The sequence below is a fragment of the Halospeciosus flavus genome (assembly GCF_029814175.1).
Lineage (GTDB): Archaea > Halobacteriota > Halobacteria > Halobacteriales > Halobacteriaceae > Halospeciosus > Halospeciosus flavus.
Map to the genome: position 1 here is coordinate 286,453 of NZ_CP122312.1, position 22,113 is coordinate 308,565.

General features: G+C 67.2%; 24 protein-coding genes. 14 read left to right on the plus strand and 10 right to left on the minus strand.

What is annotated here, in order from left to right:
- Positions 1-4: 4 nt before the first annotated feature.
- Both P0Y33_RS01395 and P0Y33_RS01400 read left to right on the plus strand, forming a co-directional pair.
- A complete protein-coding gene (locus P0Y33_RS01395; protein WP_279528792.1) occupies positions 5-1,072 on the plus strand; it encodes a hypothetical protein in 1,068 nt (355 codons plus the stop codon).
- A gap of 60 nt (positions 1,073-1,132) precedes the next feature.
- Positions 1,133-1,921 (plus strand): methionyl-tRNA formyltransferase, encoded by a 789-nt coding sequence (locus P0Y33_RS01400; protein ID WP_279528793.1) that lies wholly within the window; start codon positions 1,133-1,135, stop codon positions 1,919-1,921.
- A gap of 109 nt (positions 1,922-2,030) precedes the next feature.
- Here the strand turns inward: P0Y33_RS01400 and P0Y33_RS01405 are convergent, their stop codons facing one another.
- The 6 genes from P0Y33_RS01405 to P0Y33_RS01430 form a co-directional block, all read right to left on the minus strand.
- Positions 2,031-2,225 carry a cold-shock protein gene (locus P0Y33_RS01405; protein ID WP_279528794.1) on the minus strand — a complete coding sequence of 65 codons (195 nt, stop codon included), beginning with the start codon at positions 2,223-2,225 and terminating at the stop codon, positions 2,031-2,033.
- A 76-nt stretch (positions 2,226-2,301) separates the two neighbouring features.
- On the minus strand, positions 2,302-3,285 hold the full coding sequence (locus P0Y33_RS01410) for a Gfo/Idh/MocA family protein (protein ID WP_279528795.1): 984 nt from the start codon (positions 3,283-3,285) through the stop codon (positions 2,302-2,304).
- Positions 3,282-4,409: a DegT/DnrJ/EryC1/StrS family aminotransferase gene (locus P0Y33_RS01415; RefSeq protein WP_279528796.1), complete on the minus strand. Its 1,128-nt coding sequence runs from the start codon at positions 4,407-4,409 to the stop codon at positions 3,282-3,284. Before P0Y33_RS01415 ends, P0Y33_RS01410 begins: the two co-directional genes overlap by 4 nt.
- Before the next feature lie 125 nt (positions 4,410-4,534).
- Positions 4,535-4,993: an SRPBCC family protein gene (locus tag P0Y33_RS01420; protein ID WP_279528797.1), complete on the minus strand. Its 459-nt coding sequence runs from the start codon at positions 4,991-4,993 to the stop codon at positions 4,535-4,537.
- 182 nt (positions 4,994-5,175) lie between these two features.
- Positions 5,176-5,409: a hypothetical protein gene (locus P0Y33_RS01425; RefSeq protein ID WP_279528798.1), complete on the minus strand. Its 234-nt coding sequence runs from the start codon at positions 5,407-5,409 to the stop codon at positions 5,176-5,178.
- A gap of 61 nt (positions 5,410-5,470) precedes the next feature.
- Entirely contained in the window at positions 5,471-6,742 is a 1,272-nt protein-coding gene (locus tag P0Y33_RS01430) for a glycosyltransferase family 4 protein (protein ID WP_279528799.1), read from the minus strand.
- A 208-nt stretch (positions 6,743-6,950) separates the two neighbouring features.
- Between P0Y33_RS01430 and P0Y33_RS01435 the strand changes: the two genes are divergently transcribed.
- The 4 genes from P0Y33_RS01435 to P0Y33_RS01450 all read left to right on the plus strand — a co-directional run bounded on the left by P0Y33_RS01435 (position 6,951) and on the right by P0Y33_RS01450 (position 13,217).
- On the plus strand, positions 6,951-8,453 hold the full coding sequence (locus tag P0Y33_RS01435; RefSeq protein ID WP_279528800.1) for an oligosaccharide flippase family protein: 1,503 nt from the start codon (positions 6,951-6,953) through the stop codon (positions 8,451-8,453).
- Positions 8,454-8,522: 69 nt separating this feature from the next.
- The gene (locus P0Y33_RS01440) at positions 8,523-10,004 is read left to right on the plus strand and encodes a sulfatase-like hydrolase/transferase (RefSeq protein WP_279528801.1); all 1,482 of its coding nucleotides are present in this window, start codon (positions 8,523-8,525) and stop codon (positions 10,002-10,004) included.
- Between the two features lie 49 nt (positions 10,005-10,053).
- On the plus strand, positions 10,054-11,982 hold the full coding sequence (locus tag P0Y33_RS01445; protein WP_279528802.1) for a class I SAM-dependent methyltransferase: 1,929 nt from the start codon (positions 10,054-10,056) through the stop codon (positions 11,980-11,982).
- Positions 11,979-13,217: a nucleotide sugar dehydrogenase gene (locus P0Y33_RS01450; protein ID WP_279528803.1), complete on the plus strand. Its 1,239-nt coding sequence runs from the start codon at positions 11,979-11,981 to the stop codon at positions 13,215-13,217. Before P0Y33_RS01445 ends, P0Y33_RS01450 begins: the two co-directional genes overlap by 4 nt.
- Positions 13,218-13,242: 25 nt before the next feature.
- Here the strand turns inward: P0Y33_RS01450 and P0Y33_RS01455 are convergent, their stop codons facing one another.
- The gene (locus P0Y33_RS01455; RefSeq protein WP_279528804.1) at positions 13,243-13,554 is read right to left on the minus strand and encodes a hypothetical protein; all 312 of its coding nucleotides are present in this window, start codon (positions 13,552-13,554) and stop codon (positions 13,243-13,245) included.
- Between the two features lie 334 nt (positions 13,555-13,888).
- Between P0Y33_RS01455 and P0Y33_RS01460 the strand changes: the two genes are divergently transcribed.
- The 4 genes from P0Y33_RS01460 to P0Y33_RS01475 all read left to right on the plus strand — a co-directional run bounded on the left by P0Y33_RS01460 (position 13,889) and on the right by P0Y33_RS01475 (position 16,693).
- Positions 13,889-14,236, plus strand: a complete 348-nt coding sequence (locus P0Y33_RS01460) for a tRNA-binding protein (RefSeq protein WP_279528805.1) — start codon at positions 13,889-13,891, stop codon at positions 14,234-14,236.
- A gap of 66 nt (positions 14,237-14,302) precedes the next feature.
- Entirely contained in the window at positions 14,303-14,704 is a 402-nt protein-coding gene (locus tag P0Y33_RS01465; RefSeq protein ID WP_279528806.1) for a hypothetical protein, read from the plus strand.
- Positions 14,705-14,891: 187 nt separating this feature from the next.
- Complete coding sequence (locus P0Y33_RS01470) at positions 14,892-16,370, plus strand: pyridoxal phosphate-dependent decarboxylase family protein (RefSeq protein WP_279528807.1); 1,479 nt, start codon at positions 14,892-14,894, stop codon at positions 16,368-16,370.
- Between the two features lie 122 nt (positions 16,371-16,492).
- Positions 16,493-16,693, plus strand: coding sequence for a DUF7835 family putative zinc beta-ribbon protein (locus tag P0Y33_RS01475; RefSeq protein WP_279528808.1), 201 nt, complete (start codon positions 16,493-16,495; stop codon positions 16,691-16,693).
- 93 nt (positions 16,694-16,786) lie between these two features.
- Here P0Y33_RS01475 and P0Y33_RS01480 read toward each other — a convergent pair whose 3' ends face one another.
- Positions 16,787-17,899, minus strand: a complete 1,113-nt coding sequence (locus P0Y33_RS01480; RefSeq protein WP_279528809.1) for a pyridoxal-phosphate-dependent aminotransferase family protein — start codon at positions 17,897-17,899, stop codon at positions 16,787-16,789.
- Between the two features lie 140 nt (positions 17,900-18,039).
- Positions 18,040-18,309, minus strand: coding sequence for a DUF7571 family protein (locus P0Y33_RS01485; RefSeq protein ID WP_279528810.1), 270 nt, complete (start codon positions 18,307-18,309; stop codon positions 18,040-18,042).
- 168 nt (positions 18,310-18,477) lie between these two features.
- Here P0Y33_RS01485 and P0Y33_RS01490 point away from each other — a divergent pair, with 168 nt between their 5' ends.
- On the plus strand, positions 18,478-18,753 hold the full coding sequence (locus P0Y33_RS01490; protein WP_279528811.1) for a hypothetical protein: 276 nt from the start codon (positions 18,478-18,480) through the stop codon (positions 18,751-18,753).
- Between the two features lie 186 nt (positions 18,754-18,939).
- Here the strand turns inward: P0Y33_RS01490 and P0Y33_RS01495 are convergent, their stop codons facing one another.
- On the minus strand, positions 18,940-19,107 hold the full coding sequence (locus P0Y33_RS01495; protein ID WP_279528812.1) for a DUF1931 domain-containing protein: 168 nt from the start codon (positions 19,105-19,107) through the stop codon (positions 18,940-18,942).
- A gap of 198 nt (positions 19,108-19,305) precedes the next feature.
- On the opposite strand from P0Y33_RS01495, the gene P0Y33_RS01500 reads away from it, so the two are divergent.
- The 3 genes from P0Y33_RS01500 to P0Y33_RS01510 all read left to right on the plus strand — a co-directional run bounded on the left by P0Y33_RS01500 (position 19,306) and on the right by P0Y33_RS01510 (position 21,973).
- Positions 19,306-19,875, plus strand: a complete 570-nt coding sequence (locus P0Y33_RS01500) for a hypothetical protein (RefSeq protein WP_279528813.1) — start codon at positions 19,306-19,308, stop codon at positions 19,873-19,875.
- A 76-nt stretch (positions 19,876-19,951) separates the two neighbouring features.
- The gene (hpt, locus tag P0Y33_RS01505; RefSeq protein ID WP_279528814.1) at positions 19,952-20,500 is read left to right on the plus strand and encodes a hypoxanthine/guanine phosphoribosyltransferase; all 549 of its coding nucleotides are present in this window, start codon (positions 19,952-19,954) and stop codon (positions 20,498-20,500) included.
- Positions 20,501-20,590: 90 nt separating this feature from the next.
- Complete coding sequence (locus tag P0Y33_RS01510; RefSeq protein WP_328518026.1) at positions 20,591-21,973, plus strand: uracil-xanthine permease family protein; 1,383 nt, start codon at positions 20,591-20,593, stop codon at positions 21,971-21,973.
- The last annotated feature ends 140 nt before the right edge of the window (positions 21,974-22,113 follow it).

Below are 22,113 nucleotides of genomic sequence, written 5' to 3' on the forward strand. Positions count from 1 at the left end.
CTCGATGCGGGTCGCGTTCTTCACGAACACGCCGGCGCAGGCCCACCTGTACAGGAACGTCGTCGAGCGTCTGGAGGCGGCGGGCCACGAGGTGCTCGTCCTCGGACGGGACTACGGTTGTACGGTCGACCTCCTCGAGTACCACGAACTCCCCTACCGACTCTACGGCGAGGTGTCGCACTCACAACTCTCGCTCGCGCGCGAACTCCCCCAGCACGGCGTCCGGATGCTCCGCGAGATCCACGCGTTCGACCCGGACCTCGTCTTCGGCATGGGGGTCTTCGCCACCGTGACGGGCGCGCTCACGGGGACGCCGTCGGTCGTCGTCGTCGACTCCGAACCCGACCCCTACGACCACGCGGTGTCGAAGCGCCTCGCGCGGGCGATGCTCTCGCCCCAGGCCTTCGAGAAGGACCTCGGGGCCAACCACTTCGAGTTCCGCGGGTTCAAGGAGTGCGCCTACCTCCATCCCGACGTCTTCGACCCGGACCCGTCGGTCCGCGAGGACCTCGGTCTCGACGCCGGAGAGGAGTTCGTCGTCGTCCGGTTCAACGGCTTCGGCGCCCACCACGACGTCGGCGAGTCGGGCATCCCGCCCGCGCGGCGGCGCGACCTCCTGGCGCGTCTCGACGAGCGCGCGACCGTGCTCGTCTCCGACGAGGGCGACAAACTGGACCTCGACGGACTCCCGGCCCGTGAGTTCGACGTCGCGCCCGCCCGGCTCCACGACGCGCTCGCGGAGGCCGAACTCCTCGTCGCCGACACGCAGACGGTCGTCACCGAGGCCGCGCTCCTCGGCACGCCGGCCGTCCGCTCGAACTCCTTCGTCGGTGAGGACGACATGGGCAACTTCCGAGAACTGGAGTCGGCTGACCTCGTTCGCAACGTCGCCGACCCCGAGGCGGCCGTCGAGACGGCCACTTCGCTCCTCGACGACCCCGAGACCGGGGAGCGCTGGCGTCGCCGTCGCGACGACTACGTCGCCGACCTCGTGAACCTCACCGACGTCCTCGTCTCGGTCGCCGAACGGCGCGGTCGCGTCGACGGCGTCTCGGGGCTGTCGCCCACCTGAGCCGCGCTGTCGACCGGTAGCGACCGCATAACAACATCCCGATGGCCGCTCTTCTCGACCATGATCCGCGTCGCCTTCCTCGGGAGCCACGACCTCGGCGTCGCCTGCCTCGACCGGCTCGTCGACCACGACGAGGTCTCGGTCGAGGTGGTCGTCACCTACGCCGCCGACGCCGACACCTGGTGGGACGCCTCGGTCCGCGAGCGCGCCCGCGAACTCGACCTCGACTGCCCGGTCCTCCCCCTCGACCGCGAGCGGGAGGTCCTCGACCACGAGGTCGACTACCTCCTCAGCGTCTACCACACGAACGTCCTCGGACCCGAATTTCTGGAGCACCCCGAGGAACTCCCGCTCAACCTCCACCAGGCCGAACTCCCCCGATACCGCGGGAGCAACGTCTTCAGCCACGCCATCGTGAACGCCCGCGAGGACGACTACTGGTGGTACGGGACGACCTTGCACGTCATGGCGGAGGACGTCGACGCCGGCGACGTCGTCGACCGCAACTTCGTCCCCATCACCGAGGAGGACACCTCCCGCTCCCTGTACGAGCGGACGACCGAGGCGTCCATCGAGTTGTTCGAAGAGGCTCTCCCGCTCCTCGTGAACCGCGAGGTGGACGCTCACCGAACGCCCCAGTCCGAGTTCGACGGCCCGCGTTACTTCTACAGCAAGGACAGCCTCGACGGCGAGAAAGAGATTCCTCCCGAGCGTCTCGCCGACGAGCGGGTCGAAGACGAGGTGTACGACAAGATCCGGGCGCTCGACTTCCCACCGCACGAACCGGCCTACACCCGCGTCGGCGGCCGGAAGGTGCACCTGACGAGCGGCCGCTACGACGACGAGTGAGTGTCTGACGAGCGCACGAGCATACGGGCGCAGTCGCTCGGCGTCGAGTGTCAGGATTCAGTAAAAACGAAATCGTGGGTGTCGCCGTGAGGCGACGGGAGAGGCCGACTTAGACGCGAACGACGTTCGTCGCGCGCGGGCCTTTGGGGGAGTCCTCGATGTCGAATTCGAGGGCCTGTCCTTCTTCGAGGTCTGCGCCGCCAACGTCTTCCATGTGGAAGAACACGTCGTCGTCCGCGTCCTCAGTCGAGATGAAACCGTAACCGCCAGTGTCGTTGAAGAAATCAACGTTTCCGCTTGCCATTACAAACATACGTAAGCCAACTACACGGAAGTAGTTGGCGAGCGTCGAGGTACCACGGCGGTCGATTCGCGAACGCCTACAACTCGACTTCTCTTCCCTGCTCGTCGGAGGCCGTCGCCGCGTCGAGCAGGTCGACGGCGCGGGCCCCGACCTCGCCGGGTGCGCTGAAGGTCGCCCGCCCCTCCGACGCGGCGACGAACTCCTCGACCTCGGCCTTGAGCGGTTCGCGCTGGGGTGCCTCGTGGACTTGTTTGCCCTCGTCGCGCCGTCTGAGCGTCCCGCCCTCCTCGAAGAAACGCGAGTCGTACACCTCCAGTTTCGTGTCTTCGAGGTAGTCGATGTAGGCGGTCCGCTCCGAGCCGACGGCGACGAGGTGGCGTTCCTTCCCGAACACCGGGACGTGCCAGGAGACGCTGACGTGGCCGGTCACGTCGCCGTACCCGAGGAGGAGCGTGGCGGTCTCGTCGACATCGTCGCGGACGAACGAGTCACAGCGGGCGGTCACGGTGTCGGGGTCCTCGCCGAGCAAGTACCGATAGATGTCGACGTCGTGGACCGCCAGCGAGTGGAGGGCGCCGGCGGTCTTCCGCGGGGTCCGGAAGGCGAAGCGGTTCGACGTGAGGTAGCGGAGGTCGCCCAGGTCGCCGCGTTCGACGCGCCGCTTCAACTCCCGGAGGGCGGGGTGGAAGCGGAAGATGTGCCCGACGCCGAGCGTCCGGTCGTGGCGGTCGGCCGCGTCGACGATGTTCCAGGCCGTCTCGCCGTCGAGCGCGAGCGGTTTCTCGACCAGCAGGTCGACGCCGTCTTCGAGGAGGTCGGTCGCGACGGACTCGTGGGTCGGCGAGGGTGTGGCGACGGTCGCCGCATCGACGCCGAGGTCCGCGAGGTCGCTCGTGTCGGTCACGTAGTCGAGGTCGAAGGTGCCCGCGGCGTCGGCCGCCCGCTGTTCGTCGACGTCGCAGACGACCACCTCGTCGACGTGTCCCTCGTCCCTGAGTTCGGTCGCGACGCGGACGTGGTTCTCGCCCCAGTAGCCCGTCCCGACGACGGCGTACTTCATCGGCGCACCTCGGCGGACGGCTCCGCGTAGTGGTCGCGAATCGCCGCACACACCCGTTCGACGTCCTCGTCGTCGAGTCCCGGGAACATCGGGAGCGAGACGATTCGGTCGACGAGCGCCTCGGTCTCGGGGAGCGTCGGAACCGCGTCGACGTGGCTCCGAACCGACTCGTGGCGGTGGGCCGGCGTCTCGTAGTGGACGGCCGTGTCGACGCCGCGCTCCGCCAGCGACTCGCGGAGCGCCTCGCGGTCGTCGACCTGGACGACGAAGAGGTGGTAGACGTGCTCTACTCCCTCGCGCTCGTCGGGGAGCGTGACGCCGTCGACGTCGCCGAGGCGCTCGCGGTAGATTGCGGCGATCTCCTGACGGCGGTCGTTCCACGCGGGGAGGCGGTCGAGTTGCTCGCGACCGACCGCGGCCCGCGGTTCGTCCATGCGGTGGTTCAGGCCGAGCGCGACGTGGTCGCCGGAGTCGTCACGGCCGTGGTTGCGGAGGTGACGGGCCGTCGCGGCGAGGTCGGCGTCGTCGGTGACGAGCATCCCGCCGTCGCCCGCGACGGTCATGTTCTTCGTCGGGTAGAAACTGAAACAGCCGACGTCGCCGAGACTCCCCGCGCGTTCGCCGTCGATGGCGGCGCCGTGGGCCTGACAGGCGTCCTCGACGACGGCCGCGCCGTGTTCGTCGGCCACGTCGCGGATTCGCCCCACCTCGGCTGGCTGGCCGTAGAGGTGGACCGGGAGGACGGCGGCCAGGTCGTCGCTCGCGGTTTCGGCGGCCGCGGCGAGCGCGTCGGGGTCCATCGTGTACGTCTCGGGGTCGACGTCGACGAACACTGGCTCGGCCCCGAGGCTGAGGACCGGGCTGACGCTCGCGAAGAAGGTGTGGCCGGGGACGGCCACCGCGTCGCCCTCGCCGACACCCGCCGCCCGGAGCGCGAGGAAGAGCGCGGACGTCCCGCTGCTGACGGCGACGGCGTGCTCGACCCCGCAGAAGTCGGCGAACTCGGACTCGAACCCCTCGACGCGCGGCCCCTTCACGTGCCGGCCGCTCCGGAGGGCCGCCGCCGCCCGCTCGACCATCTCGTCGTCGACGGTCGGGCGCGCGACAGGTATCTGGTCGGACATGGGGAAGAAACCGGCCGAATCGGACTTCGTTATGCGTCGAGTAAGCGCGACGCCGAGACAGTTGAACGATTGTACAACTGCTCAACTGAAGTTCTCGATGGGAGAACTGGTCGGTCTCCGTGTCGTCAGTCTGTCTGTCGTTCGGCGATGGATTCGAGTTCCCGATTCCGTCCTTCGAGGAGGGCTCGCAGATACCTTCGCAGAACGAGCGTGTCCACGACTGTTCCGAGTATCCCGACTGGTGACGAAAACTGGAACTCGTCGGTCATGCGAGTTCGATTAGCGGAAATTCGCTCGAAATAGTGCTCGTGGACCATCTCTGCGAACGGGCCGTCGACCTGCTCGTCTCGAAAGTACTCTGGGGCGTCCACCTCGGTGATCTCGACGGTGAGTTCCAGCGGGATCCCGAAATGGGTTGCTCGCCACGTCACGACGTCGCCTTCCTCGAGGTGGCCGCTCGTCGTTCCGGCTATCGCTCGTTCAGAGTGACCCATCGTCTCGGTGTGTCGTTCCACGTTACGCGCCAGGTCGAACACCCGTTCGACGGGGGCGTCTATCAGTGTCTCTAGAACGAGTGTCGACATCTACCGACGTATTCCGGAAGCAGGTCAAAAGATGTAGCGGATGAACGATTCTCCCTCGTCAAACGTCCGGTCTAGACGATCCCCATCGCGAGTGCGACTCTTCCAAAATCGTGTCCGTGGTGGCCACTCTACAGCCACTACGCCTAACAGTTAGTGGAGTGAGTAACGTTCACTAGCCCGATCTACGTGACCGACTCGGTCGTCCGATACCGGTGGTATCCGTACTCCACTCCGAGGCCCAGGAGTCCGACGCCGGAGAGTCCGGCGCCGCCCCAGCGTGCGAGGTACAGCAGCGCTCGGCCGAACGCGGGGTCGCCGCCGCCGGTCGCCGTGCCCGTCGACGTGAGGAACGACCAGACGAAGAGAATCGCTCCGAGCACGGCGACGCCAATCGCGGCCTTCTGTCCGGGTCTCATACCTACATTCGTAGCGAGTGTGACAAATACGTTCGGGAGTGAACAGGTCTGGTTCGACGGCCTACTCGCCGAGTTCCCGGTAGATGGCCCGCAAGCGCTCGGCGTCGCGGCCCCAGTGGTACTGTGCCTCGACTGCCGCCCGGCCGTTTTCACCCTGTCGGGCCGCTTCCTCGGGGTCCGTCCCGAGTTCGACCAGCGCGTCGGCCGCGGCGTCGGCGTCGCCCGCGGGAATCACCGGCCCGGCGTCGGCGTCGCCGACGATTCGTTCGAGCGGGGGCACGTCGGAGGCGAGCACTGGCTTGCCCATCCACATGTACTGGAAGAGTTTGTGTGGGAGCGTCGTCGCGGTGTGGGGCGTGTCGGCGTGCGGGACGAGACAGACATCGCTGGCGGCGACGAACGCGGGGACGGCCTCGAAATCGACCCACCCGGTGAACGTCACGCGGTCCTCGATGCCCCGTTCGCGGACGCGCTCGCGGAACGCCTCGCCGTACTGGTCGGTGCCGGCCTTCCCGACGAGCACGAGTCGGGCCTCGGGGACGTCGTCGAGGAGGTCGGGGAAGCCGTCTACGACCGCCTCCAGCCCCCGGTGGGGCGCGAACTTCCCGGTGTAGGTGACCAGGAACTCCTCGTCGGGGTCGAGACCGTGCTGGGCGACCGGATCCGGTGTCTCTCCGCGGGCCACCTGCTCGCGGTAGTTCCGCCGGTCGTAGCGGTCGCGGTCGACCGTATTTCCGACGACGCTGACGGTCTCGGCTGCGACGCCGCAGTCGTCGAGGTAGTGGTCGCGGCCCTCCGCGGCGACGGTGAGCACGTGGTCGGCCTCCTGGACGGCCTCTCGCTCGATGCGCTTCCAGCGGCGGACGGGTCGGAGGGTGTACTCGGCGATTCGAGAGGGCGAAGAGAGGACGTCGCGCGGGTCGTCCATCCGGCGCCACTGGCGGATGGCCTCGGGGTAGTTCTCGTGGAGGTCCGCGACGACCGGGACGTCGCGTTCGTCGCCGACGTGGGTGCCCGTGAGGACCATCGGCAGGTCGTGGACGTGGATGGCGTCGGCGTCCCACTCGGCGACGGCGTCGTCGAGCGCGGCCGCCCAGCGCGGGTGGACGTTCGCCAGGAGGTGCTGGAGGGTCTTGGGCCACCGCGAGAGGGTCGAGGGGTCGTGTGGGACGCGGACGACGTCGATTCCGTCGACCGTCTCGCGGCGCGGGCGGTCGGGTTCCGCTCGACAAAGCAACCGGACGTCGTGGCCGGCCGCGCGGAGGGCGCGTGCCTCCTTCTCGACGCGGACGTCGGCGGGGAACTCCTTCCAGAGGAGCATACAGATACGCATCGTCGGTGACGGACCCACCCCCGCGAGGGGGATAGTTATGCGGCGGGTACGCGACGACCGGGACTCGCCGTGTTACCCCGTTTATAACAAACCACGGACCGAACCCAGGACAACGAGATGGCACGTCGCGTGGCGCCGGCCGGGTCGACTCCGAGCGACTGCGACGTCGACAGTGACGGCGCGAGCGCCGCGAGGACCGGAGGGTCGGATGGCTGAGGACGCCCGCAGCGCCGACGGGGAGGTCGACCTCGGACCGGCGGACGACCCCGACGCCGACGACGTCGACAGCGCGAGCGCCGCACTGTTCGTCTCGCGCATCGTCACACAGGCCGTCGGCTTCTTCGCGCTCGTCTACTACGCGCGGGTCCTCGGACCCGCCGGACTGGGCGTCTTCTTCACCTTCCAGACGCTCGTCTCCGTCCTCGGCATCGCCTCGGAGTTCGGTGTCTCCGGGGCGGTCACCAAGCGGATGAGTCAGGCCGTGACCGAACGCCAGCGTGGGGCGTTCCTCACGGGTGCGTTCGTGCTCATGCTCGCGCCGTTCGGCGTCGTCTCGCTCGGCGTCGTCCTGTTCGGCCACCGACTCTCGCAGTTCGTCGGTCTCGACGCGGTCGTCCCGTTGCTCGTCTTCGTCCTCGCGGTCAACGCCAGTGCACAGATGCTCATCTCGGCACTCCGCGGCGAGCGACAGATCTCCGTCACCGCGTGGGTCAGCCTCGCTGGCCAGTTTGTCCGCGTCGTCGTGAGCGTCGGGTTCCTCCTGGCGGGGTTCGGTGCCGTCGCGCTCGTCTACGGCATCGCCGCGTCGAGTCTCACCCGTTCGGCGAGTGCGTTCGGCCTGCTGAACACGACGCCCGCCGTTCCACGGTTCGAGACGATCCGGAGCCTGTTCGACTTCTCGAAGTACACCGCCGGCATGGAGGTCAGCGACCTCGCGTACAACTGGGCCGACACGCTCGTCCTCGCGGTGTTCGCGAGCAAGTCGGTCGTCGGCGTCTACGAGACGGCGTGGAAGTTGAGTTTCGTCACTCTCCTCGCCGCACAGGTCATCGGCGTCGCGCTGGCGCCCTCGGTGACGAACTGGCACGAGTCCGGACAGATGGAGAAGGTCGCCGAGGCGTTCCGCCACGGCGTGACCTACTCGTTGCTGTTCGTCGTCCCCTCCATCGTCGGCGTCGCCGTCCTCGGCGAGGAGATCCTCTCTGCGCTCTACGGCTTCACGACGGGCGCGACCATCCTGCTCGTCCTCGTCGTCGGCCAACTCGCCCAGGCAGTGAAGAACGTCTCGCAGAACGTCCTCTTCGGCGTGAACCGCCCCGAGGCGGTGTTCTGGACGAACGTCGTCACCGTCGGTGCGAACGTCGTCCTGAACCTCGCGCTCGTCCCACGGTTCGGCGGCATCGGCGCCGCGGCCGCGACGCTCGCGACGGCCACCGTCGCCGCCCTCGCCCAACTCTACACCCTCCGGTCGACGATTCCGCTCTCGGTCGACGCGGGCGCCATCGCCTGGCAGGTCGTCCTCGCGGGCGTCGTCGGCGGCGTCCTCCTGCTCGTCCGTCCACACGTCCCCGGCGTGACGACGCCGTGGGTGTTCGCACTCGTCGCGCTCGCCGTCGCCGTCTACGGCACCGGCCTACTCGCCCACGGCGGGATGCGCGAGCGCCTCCTCGACGCGCTCCCGGTCTCGAAACTCCCGGTCTCCTTGTCCTGACCACGTGTCGGCGTGTTAAGGCGGTCCATACTAATGGGCCGTCGCGTCCCCATACCCGACACCCGCCCCATGACCCGCAACGTCGTCGTCTGCTGTCTCGACACGGTCCGCCAGGACTACTTCGCCCGGTTCGCGCCCCGCCTCCGCGAGCGCGCGGACGTCACTGCTCCGGGCTGTCGCGCCGCGAGCGGTTGGAGCGTCCCGAGTCACGCCTCGATGGTCACCGGCGACCTCCCGCACGAACACGGCGTCCACACGTACGAGCCGGGACTCGACGCGCTCGACGTCGCGGACACCGTGTTCGGTGACCTCTCCGAGCACGCGTCCATCGGCGTCAGCGCGAACGTGTACGCCGGCTCCGCGTTCGGCTTCGACGCGCTCTTCGACCGGTTCGTCGACGTCTCGCGCGACCACCGCTTCGACCGGGGTCTCGACGTCTCCTCGTTCGTCGACGACCACCCCGAACCGGGCGTCGGCCGCTACCTCGACGTGGCTCGCGCCGCCCTCGCCCACGACCGGCCGGGCCGGAGTCTCGCCAACGCGGCGTGTCTCGCCGCCGGGCAGGCCATCGAGACGGGTCCCCTCGACGGGCTTCCGACGCCGTTCGACGACGGTGCCGCCACCATCTCGCGGGCGTTCACCCGACTCGTCGACGACACCTCGGAGCCGTTCGTCGGCTTCTGTAACTTCATGGAGGCCCACGAACCCCACCGCGACACGCTCGGCTACGACTCCCAGTTGTACGACGTCCCCCGCGGGTGGCGCTCGTCGGTCGACCCGCAGGCGGTCGCGACGGCCGGCAGGGCCGACGATGGAGATGGCGACGGTGGCGACGGTCGAGAGGGAGACGGCGACAGGAGTGGCGACGAGGCGCTGGAGACCGCGCTCGAACGCTACCGCTCGACCTACGGCGCGTCCATCGAGTACCTCGACCGGAAACTCGTCGACTTCGTCGACGCCGTCCAGGCGGCGACCGACCGGGAGACGACCGTCGTCGTCACCGCCGACCACGGCGAGAACCTCGGGACGCCCGCCGACGAAGGAGCGCTCGGACACGTCACGAGCCTCTCGGAGGGCGTCCTGAACGTCCCCTTCCTCGTAATCGACCCGCCCGGGAGTTACCCGTCGACGGTGACCGACCCGGTCTCGCACTGCGACCTCCGCCGACTCGTCCGGGCGTTCGCCCGCGAGAAGTCGCCGTCCATCTCGAGTGCGGAACCGGTGGTCGCGGAGGTCGCCGGTCCGACGCCCGGCAACGAGACGCTCGTCGAGGCGGAACCCGACCGTTGGGACCGCGCGCTCCGCGCGGCCTACGACGGGGAGCGGAAGGTCGTCTGGGACGACGACGGCGACGCGACCGGCTACGAGATCAGCTCGGACCGCCCCTGCTGGCAGCGCCGCGTCCCCGGCGACGCCGAGCGCCCGCCGGCGGCCGCGTGTCGGTTCGAGGTCCCCCTCGACGAGTTCCGGGACCGGGCGACCGCCGACGCGGACGAGACCGACCTCGACGCGGGCGTCGAGGAGCGCCTCCGCGACCTCGGCTACCGCTGAGGCGCTTATCCGCTCCATAACTAACTCCCGAACCTACGTTCGAGTAGTCGTGCGGAACAACGTTCTCGAACGGTGGGTGAAACAGCCGCCTGCGGAGCCGAACGTCCAGTACCTCCGGGACGCCGAGCGCATCACTGCGTGGGAACAGCTCGGCGAACGCGACGCGGTGCTCGACGTGGCTTCCGAGGCGAACGTCACGGCCGGTCTCGACGCCGAACGGGTGACGCGACTCGACTTCTCGGGGAAGTCCATCGAGTACGCGCGGGAGATCCTCGGTGACCAGGTGGATCGCTACGACTGGGTCGAACCCGGCGACCCGCGACTCCCCTTCGCCGACGACGCGTTCGACGCCGCGGTCTCCATCGGTCCCTTCGACTGGAAGTTCCTCGACGTCGAGACGCTGACCGACGAACTCGAACGCGTCGTCGCCGACGACGGACTGCTCGTCTTCTCCGTCCCGACGCCTCGCTCGCCGTACTCGGTGCGCAACGGCAACGAGTTCCGGTACTTCGACCCCGACGAGGCGCTCTCCCTGCTCTCGCCGGACTGGAGGCTCGCCGACTACGACCTCGTCTTCCAGTACCCCTTCTACACGCACTACGGACTCAACTGCCTGCCCGACCCGCTCCAGAAGCCCTTCGTCGAGGTGGCGTGGCGGCTGACCGACTACCTCACGGAGCACGACCGGTGGGACGACGCCGCCTACCTCGTGCTGGGCGGGGAGCCGATGGGGTACGAGGGCTACCTCGACGACGCCCTCGACTGTCTGTTCCGGCCGGCCGAGGAGAACGGCTTCTGGGACCCCGACGAGGGAAAGATTATCCGCGCGCTGGAGTACGAGGTCGAGTCCGACGGCTCGTCCGCGACCTCGGACCCGTCGTTCACCTGGTCGCGCGAGCACCACAACGAGTGGCGGTACGCGCCCTTCGCCCTCATGGGGGCGATGCAGTGGCGGACCTCCGGTCTCGGCGTCACCGACTACGACGCCAAACTCCGCTCGGCACTCGAACACTTCCGTGGGCTGGTGGCCGACGGCACCGTCCAGTCGGAGATGCCGAGTTACGGCGTCGGCCCGCTCGTCGAGTCGTTCGCGCTCGCCGCCGACGTCTTCGACGACGCCTACGCGGACACCGCTTACACGCTCTACGAGCACTCCCGAGACCCGACGGCGTTCGACCACGCCGAGGACTCGCTGCTCGCCTACGGGTGGGCGACGCTCGCCGAGCAGACCGAGGACCTCGACCGTCGCGAGGCGATTCGCGACGACCTCGACGACGCGCTCTGGGAGATCAACGACCGCATCTCGGCGGAGGGACTGTTCGCCTTCGACAACGGGACGACCCGCCGCCACCAGAACCAGATGTACTCGCTGTGGGGACTCTGTCGGGCCATCGAGGTGACCGACCGGCCGGGCTACCTCTCCAGCGCCGAGGAGGTCCTCGACTACACCGTCGAACACCGGATGCAGGAGAACGGTGCGTTCGTCTGGGAGGACGTCGAGCGCCTCCGGGAGTACAAACGCGAGGCGGCCAAGCGCGTGGGCTTCCGCCCGCCACACTGGGACTTCCTCTACGCCTGTCACCAGACGTTCTTCGTGAACGCGGTCTCGACGTACTACGCCGCCGGCGGGACGAAGGACTACGACCGCGAGGTTCGCCGCGCGATGGAGTGGGTGTACGGGCACAACGAACTCGACGCCGACCTCGTCGAGTTCGGCGGTCTCGGCGTCCCGATGCGACAGTGTACGGTCGACGGCCGCATCGACGTCCCCGACCAGATGTACAAGGGGTCCTACGAGGTCGGCTCCTACCTGATGGCGCTCACGAACCTGCTCGACGGGCCGTTCGAGCGCCTCGGTGAGCGCCGCGACCGAGGGTCGCTGGCGGGACACGACGTGGCTTCCCGACGGTCGCGACAGGACCGCGAACCGGCGTCGACGCCGGCACCGAACCCGCGACCGGACGGAGGTGACCGATGAAGGTCTGTGTCTACGGTCTCGGTCACATCGGGCTTCCGACGGCCCTCCTCCTCGCCCAGGACCACGCGGTCGTCGGCGTCGACGTCGACCCCGACCGCGTCGCGAACGTCCGCGAGGGCGACCTCCCGGTCTCTGAACCCGGCATCGACGAACTGTACGCCGAGGTCCGAGAGGACTTCGCGGTCACGACCGAGGCCGAACCCGCCGACGCACACGTCCTCGTCACGCCGACACCCCTCGAAGAGGCGACCGACGTCCCCGACCTCCGTGCGGTCCGGTCGGCCACCGAATCCGTCGCCGAGGTCCTCCGCCCCGACGATTTGGTCGTCCTGGAGTCGACCGTCCCGCCGGGGACCGGTGAAGGGCTAGTCGTCCCCATCCTGGAGTCGAGCGGCGTCGACGCCGGGGAGTTCTCCTACGCGCACTGCCCGGAGCGGGCCATCCCCGGTCGGACGCTCGTCGAGATGATCGACAACCACCGGGTCGTCGGCGCCCTCGACGAGGCGTCGCTCGACCGGGCGCTCGAACTCTACACCTTCGTCGAGGGCGAGATCCACGCGACCGACGTCGCCGCCGCGGAGTTCGTGAAACTGATGGAGAACACCCACCGCGACGTGAACATCGCGCTCGCCAACGAGTTCGCCCGGATGGCCGAGGAACTCGGCGTCGACGTCCACGAGGCCCGCGAGCTAGCGAACGAACACCCTCGCGTGGACGTCCTCCGGCCCGGTCCGGGCGTCGGCGGCCACTGCATCACGGTCGACCCGCAGTTCCTCGCCCAGCGGGTGGGCAGCGACCGCCTCATCTCGCTGGCGCGCGACGTGAACGAGTCGATGGTCGGCCACACCATCCGCTCGGCGACGGACATGCTCGGTTCCCCGCCGGCGACGCTCACGGTCCTCGGCGTTGCCTACAAGGGGGACGTCTCCGACACGCGTCGGACGCCCGCGCTCCCGTTCGTCCGCCGGGCGCAGAACGCTGGCTACGACGTCCGCGTCCACGACCCCCACGTCGAGTCGTTCACGGTCGACCCCGAATCGCTCGACGAGGCCGTCGCCGACAGCGACTGTCTGGCCATCGTCACCGACCACAGCGAGTACGAGGACCTCGACCCCACGGCGCTCGCCGAGCGGATGGCGACACCCCAACTTCTCGATAGCCGTGCGGTCGTCGACGACGAGGCCTGGCGCGACGCCGGGTTCGTGGTGCGCGTACTCGGCGACGGGACGTGCTGAGTCTCGACCGTCGCCCTGACTCCACCTACAGCGACGAGGACGACGACGTGCCCAAATCGGTGGTCAGATCCTGTCGCGTCTGGAGTCCGGTCTCGAACCGGCTGACGAGTTCCGTCTGGTGCTCCGGACAGGCGAGTACTGCGATTGCGCCATCCTGAACCGGAATCATCGGTTGCGACGGATTTTGTGGCGCGAGACGACAACCTGGACAGCGGATTCCGCCGGCGGGCCGGTGCTGGAGGAGGTCGGCCGTGTTCGAGGACGTCAACTCACAGATCTCGATGAACTGTTCGAGGTGGTCGTCACAGCTGAGGAGTGGGACTGTGAGCTGATCCAAGAGGAGAAACGAGGGCTCCGGCTGACCGTCGCCGTGAAGAATCGACTGACACCCCTCGCACGGAATCGTGGCACGGTCTCGGTCGAGAGTCGGCTGTGGAGGGCCAGACTCGTCTGAAGGAGCCATCGTCTGTACTAGGGGTCGCCACACAGGTAAGTGATTGGGTAGCACACTATCGCCGAGTCGGGTGAGTCGACCGACGCCGAGCACAGTCGCGAGGCCGTCGGCTGAAGAAGTCACCGCTGCTCCTCTCCTCTCTTCGACCGGCGAGCGGCCTAAATGTTGGACCGATCCAGAGAGGTACGCTGAAAAGGGCCCCGACTGAGTGAGTGATATGGGTATCGACGAACCGGACATCGACCCGAGTGTGTTCCTCGAAGACGTCGAGATGCGTATCGGCGAGATCGTCGACGCCGAGCCGTTCCCCGAGGCTCGGAAAGACGTGTACAAGCTCACCGTCGACTTCGGCGAGGCGACCCGCCAGTCGGCCGCCGGACTCACGGACAACTACGACCCGGAGGACCTCGTGGGGAGGCAAGTCGTCGCGGTGGTCAACCTCGGCACGGTCAACATCGCCGGGTTCGAGAGCCAGTGTCTCGTCACCGGCGTCGACGACGGCGACGGTGACGTTGTCCACCTGCAACCCGAACGAGCGGTCCCGAACGGCACCAGAATTTACTAGCCGGACGACTCGCACCACCACCGAGCGGGCACCAAGCCTTTCTCGTCGACGCGAGCAGGTACGCCCGTGGCTGGAGCGCTCGCCGGACTCGTCTTGGGGAGTATCGTCGGCGCAGTCGCGACCATCGCGGGGTCGTACTTCCTGTTTTGGCGCCGTCGACGCGCGGCGCTCGCACACCTCCGTCGCGCCTTCGAGACGGAACTGTCCGCCCTGTCGTACATCGACGAGATGGCGGAGAGCGGGGACTACGAGACGCTCACGCAAGCCGTCGAAGCCCCAGTCGTCTACGAGAGCAACGCCGACGACATCGGCCACCTCTCCGGCGACGAAGTCGAGGCACTGGTCGCGTTCTACACCGACTTGTACTGGCTGGACGACCAACCGGACATCGAGGACAAGAAAGAGCGCGTCCACGAGATCGCCGAGAAGCGTCAGCGTGCCGTCGAAGTACTCCGCGAAAACGAGTGACCGAACTGACCTGGTGAGCGGCGAACCCGGAATCGGGCGCGCTGCGTGAGCACTCCCCAATCGGCGACGAATGCAGCTATCGACAGGCCCTCTATCGAGAGTCCCCTAATCGGGGTATGACGGACCGATCTGGACGACTCTCTTTCTGGATTCGATCGACGACGGACGGGAAGACGGTGGTCGTCGCGTGACGGACGAGATCGAACGCCACTTCCTCGGGAACGCGGCGGGCGAGACTGCCTATCGAGCGGCGGCCGAGCGTGCTCGCGAGGCCGCGATCGACGCGACGAACACCGAACGGCCGTTCTCGGGTGCGGAACCGGCCGCGATCCGCGAGGACCTCCCCGAGGACGTCCTCCCGGCGGAGGGTGTCGGTCTCGACGCCGCCCTCGACGAAGTCGCCGAGGACGTCCTCCCGCACACGGTGAGCGTCTCGCACCCGGCGACGGCCGCACACCTGCACACGCCGCCGATGGTGGCCGGTCTCGCCGCCGAGTCCCTGATCGGGGCGACCAACCAGTCGCTCGACTCCTACGACCAGAGCGGCGCGGCGACTGTCGTCGAGGAGCGCCTCGTCGAGACGCTCGCGGACCTCTACGGACTCCCGGAGAGCGCGGACGGCGTCGTGACGAGCGGCGGCACCCAGTCGAACTTCCAGGCGCTCTTGCTCGCCCGCGACGCCTACTGTGCCGACCACTTCGACCACATCGTTCAGGAACGGGGGCTCCCCGCGGAAGCGAGCGACCTCCGACTCGTGTGCTCGGCGGAAGCGCACTTCACTGGCGAGCAGTCTGCTCACCACCTCGGTCTCGGCCACGACGCCGTCGTGACGGTCCCGACCGACGACGACCACCGGATGGACGTCGACGCGCTCGACGCGACCCTCGAACGACTCGACGACGAGGGCCGTGAGGTGTTCGCGGTCATCGGCACGGCGGGGACGACGGACTTCGGCGCGATCGACCCCCTCTCCGAACTCGCCGACCGTGCGGCCGAACACGACGCCTGGTTCCACGTCGACGCGGCGTACGGCGGTGCGCTCGCACTCACGGACGAAGCGGACCGTCTCGCGGGCGTCGAACTCGCGGACAGCGTCTCGGTCGACTTCCACAAACTCTTCTTCCAGCCGATCAGTGCCGGCGCGCTCGTCGTCCGCGACCGCGCCGACTTCGGACACGCCGCGCGGAACGACGACTACCTCAACCCCGAGGACTCCGCGCTCCCGAACCTCGTCTGGAAGTCCACGCAGACCACCCGGCGCTTCGACGCGCTCAAACCCTACCTCGCGTTCCGTGCGCTCGGGCGCGACGGCTTCGCCGACGTCGTCACGACGGTCCAGCGGAACGCGAACCGCGCGGCGACGCTCCTCGACGCGGCCGACGACTTCGACCTGCTCGCCGAACCCTCGCTCAACACCGTCCTCTTCCGCTACACGCCACGGGATCTCGACGACGACTCAGTCGACCGACTCAACACGGCGACGCGAGAGGCCCTCTTCCGCGACGGGCGTGCCGTCATCGCGCGCACGGAGGTCGACGGCGTCAGTGCGCTCAAGTTCACCCTGATGAACCCACAGACGACACTCGACGACGTCGCCGACATCCTCGACGCGATTCGCGACGTCGGGCGTGACGTCGCAGACGAACTGGCGATCGCGACGCGGTGAGCGACCGAGGGACTGCACCGGTGTCCCCTTCGACGGCGGTCGGACCCGACGCGACGCCGGTGAGCCAAACGTCTTTGGCCACGTTTTGAACCTCTTCCGTGAGAGAGTATTCACTGGTTCCGATGGCGAGCAAGACCCCCCACTCCGACGGTATCGTCGAACTGTGCGACAACTGTGGTCGCGAGACGGCACACGACGTGTCGATCCAACTCCTCACGGAGAGCGACGATTCCGAGAACGCGGCCTACTCGCGTGAGCCTTACCGCGTCACCGAGTGTCGGGCCTGCGGGGACGAATCTCGCCAGCGAATGAACAACGCCTGATCGGCGTCTTCTCTCCCGCCCGGTCGTCGTTTCCGGTTTCCGCTCGATTCGGCCGGATCGTGAGTCTCAGGTGAATAGCCGTCCGAGCGCCGCCTACAGACCGGCGACGTCCTCGATGGCGTCGGTCAGCGCCTCGATACTCTCGACGTCGTGCTCACCCATGTGGCCGATACGGAACGTCTTCTCGCCGAGGGTCGAGCCGTAGCCGTTCGAGAAGACCATGTCGTACTTCTCGGAGACCTCTTCGATGGTCGCGGCGACGTCGATGTCCCGGGTGTTCTGGATACAACTCACCGTCTGGGACTCGTAGCCCGCCTCGGGGTAGAGGTCGAAGTGCTCGCGCGCCCACTTGCGCGTGTAGTCGGCCATCTCCTCGTGACGCTGGTCGCGTGCGCGGTGGCCCTCTTCGAGCATGTGCTTCATCTGCTTGCGGTAGGCCAGCATGACGGGAATCGCGGGCGTCGAGTGGGTCTGGCCCTTCCGGTCGTAGTAGTCCAGCGAACGCTGGAAGCCGCCGTACCAGGACGCCGAGTCGGACTCGACTTCCCGCTCGTAGGCGTCGTCGCTGACGACGCACACCGCGAGTCCGGGCGGCATCGCGAAGGCCTTCTGGACCGAGGTGAAGATGACGTCGATGTCGTGCTCGTCGATGTCGACGTAGTCGCCGCCGAGCGCGGAGACGGCGTCGACGACGAACAGCGTGTCCGGGAAGTCGGCGACGACGTCGCCGATTGCCTCGACGGGGTTGCGGACGCCGGTCGAACTCTCGTTCATCACGCAGGTCACGACGTCGTAGGTCTTCTCGCTCTCTTCGAGGCGCTGGCGGACGTCCTCGGGCTTGACCGCCTGGCCCCACTCGTACTCGAGGGTGTCGACGTTCTTGCCGAGGCGCTCGGCGACGTTCGCCTGCCGCTCGCTGAAGCTCCCGCAAGTCGTCACGAGGACGTCCTCGTCGACGAGGTTGAGGATGGCGCTCTCCATGAACTCGGTCCCCGAGGCCGTGAGGATGATGACGTCGTTGTCGGTGTCGAGGAACGTCTTCGTGTCCTCGACGATGGTCGTGTAGAGGTCGGTCATCTGGTCCATGCGGTGGCCGAACATCGGCTCGCACATCGCCTCGACGACGTCCTCACGGACCTCGGTCGGGCCAGGGATGTACAACGTCTTGTCGGGATAGTCCCCGGTGTATTCGCGTTTCTGAGTCATGGAGTCTACCTGTTGTCGTCGACTTGGCAGCGGGGTGGCATGGTAGTTTTGATACAGACAAGTCGTCTCCGGCAGACACTCTCACCACGGATGGGACGTCCGTATCGCAAAAAAGACCGCTCGAACGGTGGACGGACCGTTCAGGTGGACAGAGTCTCGCACTTCCAGCCAGGGTCGTCGCCCGTGCGTTCGATGAGGTCGGACCGACACGCCGGACAGTAGTCGGGCGTAGAAGTCATGTTCCGTGGAACGTAGACCGCGCCGCCGCACTCGATGCACGCATCGTCGACGATGGTCGTGCAGTCGACACAGACGTTGAAGTCGTCGACCGTGAGTCCGCGCAGGGGTTCGAGTTGTTTGTCCAAGAGGTACTCGTCGATGACCGCCTGACAGTTCTGGCACGGTTGCATGTCTATCCGACTATCACCATGTGACCGTGACACAAAGGGCTATCGCCCTCGTGGGCATTTTGCCTGCAACGCGCTCGACGATACTGGATAGTGACACGTCACGAACGGGGCAACAGCGCGGGACTCACGACCGGAACGTACAGGACGGGACGACGCTTCCGGACACACGTGCCCGAAACTGTCGACGACCTCCGAGACGAGATTCGGCGAGCGGTGGGGAGACACGAGCGTATCGAATCGACCGCCTTCACCAAGGAAGCGCTCGCCGCGATTTGCGACGCCGTAGGCTACGAGATCGACACGAACCACCTCCCGCCGAAGTCGGAGATGCGGGCGGGAATCCTCTGGACGCTCGGCGTCGTCGAGACCGACGCACCCGACGAAGTCGACCACCCCTTCCGGAAAGCGGAACTCGAAGCGATCGCCGACGCGCTTCGCGAGTAGTCGCACGCGCGGGAAGCCTACGGTGGGGTGTCCGGTCCTGTACAGGCGGTCGAGGCGACTGCCCGGGGCTTGACCCCGAGGCGGTTCACCTGCTCGGTCAGAAGGACGTCGAGGACCGGCGAAAAACGAAGTGACTGTTCGACGGTTCGCTCGCTGGCGAGTCGCCAGCGTACCGACCGGGCAGCCTCAGAGGTCGCGGGGCTGGACGGTCTTGCGGTCGTTGGCTTCCGCACGTTCGGCAGCCTCTTCGAGGAGCTCTCGGACCTCGTCGTCGAGTGCCTCGTAGAAGTCGCTGGAAACGTTGTGGTCCTCGAGTGCCTCCTTCACGGCGGCTTTGACGATGAGTTCTGCCATGTGCACCTTCGGCTTCGTCCCACCCCTAGAAAAGTTTCGTGGCTCACTCGGGCGACGAAAGCCGGCGAGCGGCTGACAATGGCCGGTCAGCGTCGACATCGGTGGGCCACACCGGCGAAGTACGACGCGGGTTGTGGCCACGAGGGTCGCCCACCGAATCCCTATCTCCTTTCCCGTCCCCGGTCCAAGCAGGAGTCGATGCGGTTCCCGTCTCTCCGACGAACGCAGACGCGCGGCCGGAGCGGCAAGCTCCTCGTCGCCGCAGGACAGTCACTACTGGCACTCGGACTCCTCACCGACACGCTCGGCCAGCGGATCGGTGCCGGCGGGTTCAGTGTGACCCTCCTCGAACTCGGCGTCGTCGTCCTCGTCGTCGCGCTCGCCGTCGCGTTCCTGAAAGTCGTCGCCCGGAAGGTGAAGCGGACGGTCGGTATCAGCCTGCTGAGTGCCGCCTCTCTCGGTGTCGGGGTTCCCGCGCTCGGGGCCGCCCTTCCCGCAGTCTCGGTCGGGAAGCGAGTGGTCCGCCGACTCCCCCTCTCACACCTCCCATGGTTCGGCAAGAGCCGTTGGGAGCGTGTACTGGCGTTCCTCGGCGGCCCGCGCGGCCTCGCGACGGGCGGCGTCGGCGCCGTCCTCCTCACGGTCGGTGCACAGACCGGCAAACTTGGCGAAACCCACGTCGTCTTCGGCCAGCAACTCACGCTCCTCTCGCTGTTCGTGTTGCTGTCGGTCCCCGGGGTGGTCATCTACGGTATCCGCCGTCCGTAGCAGACACGAGACACCTCGTTGACACTCGCTACCGACAGAGCGAACCGTTTTTCCCGGAATTCTCCGAACTGGCGACATGGAACGACTCCGCGAGTCGCTGCACGACGCACCCATCGTCGACAAGGACGGCTACCAGTACCTCGTTCACCCCATCAGCAACGGCGTTCCGATGCTCGAACCCGCGCTGTTGCGCGAAGTCGTCGTCGGCGTGACGCGTGCAGTGGACCTCGACGTCGACAAAATCGTCGCGCCGGAGGCGATGGGGATCCACATCGCGACGGCCGTCTCCCTGCAGACCGACATTCCGCTGGTCGTCATCCGCAAGCGCGAGTACGGACTCGACGGCGAGGTCGCACTCCACCAGACGACCGGTTACTCGGAGTCCGAGATGTTCATCAACGATGTCGAGGAGGGTGACCGCGTGCTCATCGTCGACGACCTGCTCTCGACCGGTGGGACACTCGCGGCGATCTGCGACGCACTCGACGACATCGGCGCCGAGATCTCCGACATCGTCGTCGCCATCCGGAAGGTCGGTCCCTCGGACCTCGACGACACCGACTACGGCGTGACGAGTCTACTCGACATCACTGTCGAAGACGGTGAGGTCGTCATCCACGACTAGCACATTTGTGTATATCTTTGCCTAGTTGCGGTTAGAAATGGGCGCAAACGCGTAACACTTATCGGGCCGAGCGGGTACGTGGTGGACAAGATGGTGTCCGAAACGGACGGCGCAATCGACATCGAATACGGACTCGACGACCGGCCACCGTGGCCAAAACTACTCCTGCTCGGTCTCCAGCACGTCGCCGTGATGATCGTTCCGGCGACCGCGGTGGCGTACATCGTCGCGGGCGCCGTCGGTCTCGACGCCAGCACGACGACGTACATCGTCCAGATGGTCCTCCTGTTCTCGGGGCTCGCGACCATTGTCCAGGCGTACACCGTCGGTCCCGTCGGCGCGAAACTCCCCGTCGTGATGGGGACGAGTTTCACGTTCGTCGGTGCTGCCGCGACGATCGGCGTCAACTACGGTCTCGGTGCGGTCTTCGGCGCCATCCTCGTCACGGGGTGGGCCGTCGAAGGGCTCATCGGCTGGCAGTTCAAGCGCCTCCAGAAGTTCTTCCCGCCGCTCGTCACCGGACTCGTCGTCGTCATCATCGGTCTCTACCTCGTGCCGAGTGCGATGAACAACGCCGCGGGTGGTGTGGGTACCGCCGACTACGGCGCGCTCCACCACCTCTCGCTCGCCATGCTCGTGCTCACCGTCGCCGTCGTCCTCAACATGTTCACGGAGGGTGTGACCCGGCTCCTCAGCACCCTCATCGCGATCGCCGTCGGCTACGTCGCCGCGCTCGTCATCGGCATCGTGAACTTCGCCCCCGTCGCCGAGGCCGCGTGGTTCGCGATTCCTCAGCCCGGTCGCTTCGGTTTCTCCGTCGAACCAGTCCCGGTCGTCACGTTCGCCTTCCTCTTCCTCGTCTCCGCCATGGAGACCGTCGGCGACATGTCGAGTGTGACGTCCGCCGAGGGTCGCACACCCGACGACGAGGAGTTCCGCGGCGGACTCTTCACGGACGGCCTCGTGAGCTCTATCGGCGGTATCTTCGGGGCGTTCCCCGTGACGTCGTTCTCGCAGAACGCGGGCATCATCAACTTCACCGGTGTGATGAGTCGTCACGTCGTCGGCGTCGCGGGTGTCGTCCTCGCCGTCCTCGGTCTCAGTCCGAAGGTCGGTGCGGCCGTCACCACCATCCCGAGTGCCGTGTTCGGCGGCGCCATCCTCCTCATGACCGGCATGGTCGCCGCGAGTGGGGTTCGACTCATCACGCTCCGGACCGAGTTGAATCGCCGAAATATGGTCATTCTCGCGGTCGCGCTCGGTCTCGGTCTCGGTGTCGCGACCCAACCCAAAGCCCTCTCCGGTCTCCCGGTCGCGGCCCAGACGTTCTTCGGCCAGCCAGTCATCGTCACCGCCCTCTCCGCGCTCCTACTCAACACGTTCGTCCCCGGCGACCAGAGTCCGCTCTTCGACGCGCCCGCCGACGAACCGCTCGGTGAGCCCGACGTCGAAACGGTCTCTACGGACGACTGAGGGCTTAACGGACCCAATGCGGAGGCGATTGTACCAACTCGTCCGGTCTGTCTCGGATAGTTCGTGCCGGTTGGACAGATTCGACGATATTCGGACCCCGTGAGAGGCAGTTCGAGTGAAGCGACCCGCGCACTGTCGCC

Bases quoted from the DNA above. Each gene is read 5' to 3' on its own strand.
- P0Y33_RS01395 (WP_279528792.1), top strand. From the start codon at position 5: ATGCGGGTCGCGTTCTTCACGAACACGCCGGCGCAGGCCCACCTGTAC.
- P0Y33_RS01400 (WP_279528793.1), top strand. From the start codon at position 1,133: ATGATCCGCGTCGCCTTCCTCGGGAGCCACGACCTCGGCGTCGCCTGC.
- P0Y33_RS01405 (WP_279528794.1), bottom strand. From the start codon at position 2,225: ATGGCAAGCGGAAACGTTGATTTCTTCAACGACACTGGCGGTTACGGT.
- P0Y33_RS01410 (WP_279528795.1), bottom strand. From the start codon at position 3,285: ATGAAGTACGCCGTCGTCGGGACGGGCTACTGGGGCGAGAACCACGTC.
- P0Y33_RS01415 (WP_279528796.1), bottom strand. From the start codon at position 4,409: ATGTCCGACCAGATACCTGTCGCGCGCCCGACCGTCGACGACGAGATG.
- P0Y33_RS01420 (WP_279528797.1), bottom strand. From the start codon at position 4,993: ATGTCGACACTCGTTCTAGAGACACTGATAGACGCCCCCGTCGAACGG.
- P0Y33_RS01425 (WP_279528798.1), bottom strand. From the start codon at position 5,409: ATGAGACCCGGACAGAAGGCCGCGATTGGCGTCGCCGTGCTCGGAGCG.
- P0Y33_RS01430 (WP_279528799.1), bottom strand. From the start codon at position 6,742: ATGCGTATCTGTATGCTCCTCTGGAAGGAGTTCCCCGCCGACGTCCGC.
- P0Y33_RS01435 (WP_279528800.1), top strand. From the start codon at position 6,951: ATGGCTGAGGACGCCCGCAGCGCCGACGGGGAGGTCGACCTCGGACCG.
- P0Y33_RS01440 (WP_279528801.1), top strand. From the start codon at position 8,523: ATGACCCGCAACGTCGTCGTCTGCTGTCTCGACACGGTCCGCCAGGAC.
- P0Y33_RS01450 (WP_279528803.1), top strand. From the start codon at position 11,979: ATGAAGGTCTGTGTCTACGGTCTCGGTCACATCGGGCTTCCGACGGCC.
- P0Y33_RS01460 (WP_279528805.1), top strand. From the start codon at position 13,889: ATGGGTATCGACGAACCGGACATCGACCCGAGTGTGTTCCTCGAAGAC.
- P0Y33_RS01475 (WP_279528808.1), top strand. From the start codon at position 16,493: ATGGCGAGCAAGACCCCCCACTCCGACGGTATCGTCGAACTGTGCGAC.
- P0Y33_RS01480 (WP_279528809.1), bottom strand. From the start codon at position 17,899: ATGACTCAGAAACGCGAATACACCGGGGACTATCCCGACAAGACGTTG.
- P0Y33_RS01485 (WP_279528810.1), bottom strand. From the start codon at position 18,309: ATGCAACCGTGCCAGAACTGTCAGGCGGTCATCGACGAGTACCTCTTG.
- P0Y33_RS01495 (WP_279528812.1), bottom strand. From the start codon at position 19,107: ATGGCAGAACTCATCGTCAAAGCCGCCGTGAAGGAGGCACTCGAGGAC.
- P0Y33_RS01500 (WP_279528813.1), top strand. From the start codon at position 19,306: ATGCGGTTCCCGTCTCTCCGACGAACGCAGACGCGCGGCCGGAGCGGC.
- hpt (WP_279528814.1), top strand. From the start codon at position 19,952: ATGGAACGACTCCGCGAGTCGCTGCACGACGCACCCATCGTCGACAAG.
- P0Y33_RS01510 (WP_328518026.1), top strand. From the start codon at position 20,591: ATGGTGTCCGAAACGGACGGCGCAATCGACATCGAATACGGACTCGAC.